Origin of the sequence: Mesorhizobium sp. M7A.F.Ca.MR.362.00.0.0 (assembly GCF_004023175.1) — a bacterium.
Taxonomy (GTDB): domain Bacteria; phylum Pseudomonadota; class Alphaproteobacteria; order Rhizobiales; family Rhizobiaceae; genus Mesorhizobium.
On the sequence record NZ_RZTF01000211.1, the window covers coordinates 1 to 3,395 of the forward strand.

6 protein-coding genes are annotated in these 3,395 nt (G+C 61.1%); 3 read left to right on the top strand and 3 right to left on the bottom strand.

Going from position 1 to position 3,395, the window contains the following annotated elements; translation table 11 throughout:
* Both EOC06_RS22950 and EOC06_RS22955 read right to left on the bottom strand, forming a co-directional pair.
* Positions 1-372 (bottom strand): VOC family protein (locus tag EOC06_RS22950; protein WP_128308859.1); only part of this gene is annotated, 372 nt, incomplete at its 3' end.
* A 12-nt stretch (positions 373-384) separates the two neighbouring features.
* Entirely contained in the window at positions 385-1,194 is an 810-nt protein-coding gene (locus EOC06_RS22955; protein WP_128308860.1) for an enoyl-CoA hydratase, read from the bottom strand.
* 150 nt (positions 1,195-1,344) lie between these two features.
* On the opposite strand from EOC06_RS22955, the gene EOC06_RS22960 reads away from it, so the two are divergent.
* Complete coding sequence (locus tag EOC06_RS22960) at positions 1,345-1,791, top strand: PaaI family thioesterase (RefSeq protein ID WP_128308861.1); 447 nt, start codon at positions 1,345-1,347, stop codon at positions 1,789-1,791.
* Between the two features lie 18 nt (positions 1,792-1,809).
* On the opposite strand, the gene EOC06_RS22965 is transcribed toward EOC06_RS22960, so the two are convergent.
* Complete coding sequence (locus EOC06_RS22965) at positions 1,810-2,394, bottom strand: TetR/AcrR family transcriptional regulator (protein WP_128308862.1); 585 nt, start codon at positions 2,392-2,394, stop codon at positions 1,810-1,812.
* Between the two features lie 113 nt (positions 2,395-2,507).
* On the opposite strand from EOC06_RS22965, the gene EOC06_RS22970 reads away from it, so the two are divergent.
* On the top strand, positions 2,508-2,888 hold the full coding sequence (locus EOC06_RS22970) for an SRPBCC family protein (RefSeq protein WP_050596550.1): 381 nt from the start codon (positions 2,508-2,510) through the stop codon (positions 2,886-2,888).
* 282 nt (positions 2,889-3,170) lie between these two features.
* A partial coding sequence (gene rplM / locus EOC06_RS43250; RefSeq protein WP_245469932.1) for a 50S ribosomal protein L13 occupies positions 3,171-3,395 on the top strand: 225 nt, incomplete at its 3' end.

The window sequence follows — 3,395 nt, forward strand, 5'->3', positions numbered from 1 at the left end:
GTGCGCCACTTCCCAGACATGTCCGTCGGCGTCGGCGAAGTAGCCGTACCAGCCGCCCCAGAAGGCGCGGCCGGCCGGCTTGACGATGCGGCCGCCGGCTTTTTCCGCCCTGGCGAGCACGTCGTCGACTTCGACGTCGGAGCGGGTGTTGTAGGCGAGGTACACCGCCGATGGCGCCGCGGCGAAGGCGATGCCGGAATCCTCTTCTGCGCTGGCGCGCGGGAACAGGCCGAGGATGACGCCGCCCATCTGGAAGAAGGCGACACCCTCGGTGATGCCGGCATGACGGGTCAGGCCCATCGCCTCGTAGAAACGCACCGCGCGGTCGAGATCGTCGGTGGCGATGGTGATGATGGAGATGCGTGGTTCCATGACGTTTCTCCCTTACTCGTCCGTCCATTCCGGCTTGCGCTTGCCGATGAAGGCGTCAATGCCTTCCTCCGCGTCGTGTGCCAGCATGTTCTCGACCATGATGCGGCCGGTATAGGCATAGGCGTCGGCCAGCCCCATTTCCGCCTGGGCGTAAAAGGCTTCCTTGCCGGTCTTGATCACCAGAGATGATTTGGAAGCAATGGTTTGCGCGATCTGATTCAGGTATTCGCGCGGCACGACGCGGTTGACCAGGCCGAATTCCTTGGCGGTTGCCGCATCGATCGTCTCGCCGGTCAGCAGCATCTCCATCGCATGCTTGCGCGAGACGTTGCGCGACAGCGCCACCATCGGCGTCGAGCAGAACAGGCCGATGTTGACGCCCGGCGTGCAGAAGGTCGCCTCATGTGAAGCGATCGCCAGGTCGCAACTGGCGACCAGCTGCAGCCCGGCGGCGGTGGCCAGGCCGTCAACCTCGGCGATGACAGGCAAGGGATGCCGCACGATGGCCTGCATCAGCGTCGCACAAGCGGCAAACGTCTCCGCGAAGAAGGCCTTGCCATGATCGGCATCAGCGCGGCGCGCCGTCATTTCCTTGAGATCATGGCCGGCGCAGAACACCTTGCCGGCCGCCGACAAAACGATGACGCGAACAGCCTTGTTGGCCCTGGCGCGCTCGAGTTCGGCCGTCAGCGCCGCCATCACCGCCAGCGACAGCGCGTTGGCGGGCGGATTGGCAAGCGTTAGGCGCAGCACGCCCTTGTCCAGTCTTGCGGCAACCGGACCCTCAACGGCGACAGGCTTGATGGCAAGGATTTCGGCCATGGATAAGGTCTCCGCGATTCCGCTCGGGGCTGCCAGAGTATCTAATACCGGATCAGGTTTCGTCCAACACCGATCGCTTGCGCCAGGGGACGAAGGTTGTCAGAAATGCCGCGCCGCGCCCATACAGGTTGACCAGAACGAGAGACCGACATGCCCGCCCAAACCAATTTGAAGCCGGTTCTGACCGCGCAACAAGTCAATGCGCTGATGGAGACCGTCTATCCGCAGCTCAACGAGCAGTTCAAATATTTCGAGGCGATCGACGTGTTCCCCGGCGGCTGCACCGTGCGGCTCAACGCCGGCGAGCGGCACCTGCGTCCGGGCGGCACGGTGTCCGGCCCTTCGCTGTTCACGCTGGCCGACATTGGCGGATACGTCTGTGTGCTCTCTCACGCCGGGCCGGATGCGCTCTCGGTCACCGTCAACCTCGACATCAATTTCGTCCGCAAGGCCGAGGCCGGACCGATCGACGGCCATTGCCGCATCCTGAAGCTGGGAAAGAGCCTGATGGTGTTCGACATCGACATCGTCGCCGGCCCGGACGGGCACACGGTGGCGCACGCCACCGGCACCTATTCGATCCCTCCGAAGCGTTAGCCGAATTCCTACCGCCAACTATTTGTCCGCCAGCGGTCCCAAGATTTGCAGAACCGTCTCAAGAATGAGGCGCCGCAAGTTGGCAGGCCTATCGAGATGACTGGCGATGAGCAGCCCATCGCTGGCAACGGTGAGGATATCGGCGGTGGTTTCGGAATCCGAACTGCCGTCGGCCACAAGCAGGCCGCGCAGCAGGTCACGCCTCCATTGCCTATGCTCATCGATCGCCTGCCGTACCGGATGGCTCGGATCGGGATATTCGGCGGCAGCGTTCAGAAACGGGCAGCCGCGGTAGCCAGGCTGGGCGGCGGCGTCCGCAACAAGATCAAAGATAGCCAGGATCGAATCCCGCGCCGATCGCGCGCTGATCTTGTCGATCATGGCCCTCCCTTGCCGGCTTTGGTTCTGAATGTACGCGCGGACGAGTTCGTCCTTGGCTGGAAAGTACTTGTAGAAAGTGGCCTTGGCCACGCCTGCCTCGGCGATGATCCGGTCTATGCCGACCGCGTGCACGCCCTCGGCGTAGAACAGGTTCGTGGCTGTATCAAGTATGCGGCTGCGCGCAGCACTCGCCCGGCCGATGTCAGTAGCGTGGTCCACCATATCGAATACCCTTTGACGTCGACCCTCTTCCGTCATACAGACAGACTTGTCTAGTAGACAAACCTGTCTGCTCTTAAACGAGAGGTGCCAAAGTGGGATCAGTTATCAGGGAAATGATAGTCGACGCATCGCCTGAGAAGGTCTGGCAGACCGTCGGCAACTTCGCCGAAGGGCCGCGACTGACAACTCCAGATATTTTCGTGGATTGCCGGTTGATCGAGCCCGACTTGCGGCAAATGACCTTCGCCGACGGCAACGTCGTGCGGGAGAGGCTTATAGCCCGCGACGAACAGGCACGCCGCATCGTCTGGGCGTGGGAAGGAGAAGAGGTATCGCACGACAACACCTCCATGCAGGTCTTTGCAGAGAACAATGGACGCAGCCGGTTGGTGTGGATTCATGACACCTCACCGGACGAACTCTGCGGCTGGCTTGCCGCCGCGATGGACCAAATTGCGCCGGAGATCCGCCGCTCGCTCGAAAGAGCCAACTGAAGACTGGACCGGTCAAAGAACGTTCCGGCCATGCTCCGGAACGTTCTTTTCTCGAGGTATTATAATACCGCACCGGTAACCAATTGTTTTTGCATAGCCTTTTAGGAATACTCCGGCAATTTCAGCCTTGACGCGCGCCCTCACCCTCGCCTATAAACCCCTCACGAAGCAGCGGCCCGCAAAGGCCGCCGTTTTGTTATTGGCGGCGGGCAAACGCTTTTCGCCAATCCAAGCAACAAGAAACGCCTTCCCTCGTGAAGGTCCGAACCGAAAGCAGAAAACATGACAACCTTTTCGCAGAAGCCTGCGGATGTGGTGAAGAAGTGGATCCTGATCGACGCCGAAGGTCTCGTCGTCGGTCGTCTGGCCACTGTCATCGCCAATCATCTTCGCGGCAAGCACAAGCCGACCTTCACCCCGCATGTCGACGACGGCGACAACGTCATCGTCATCAATGCCGACAAGGTGGTGTTCACCGGCAAGAAGTTCACCGACAAGGTCTATTAC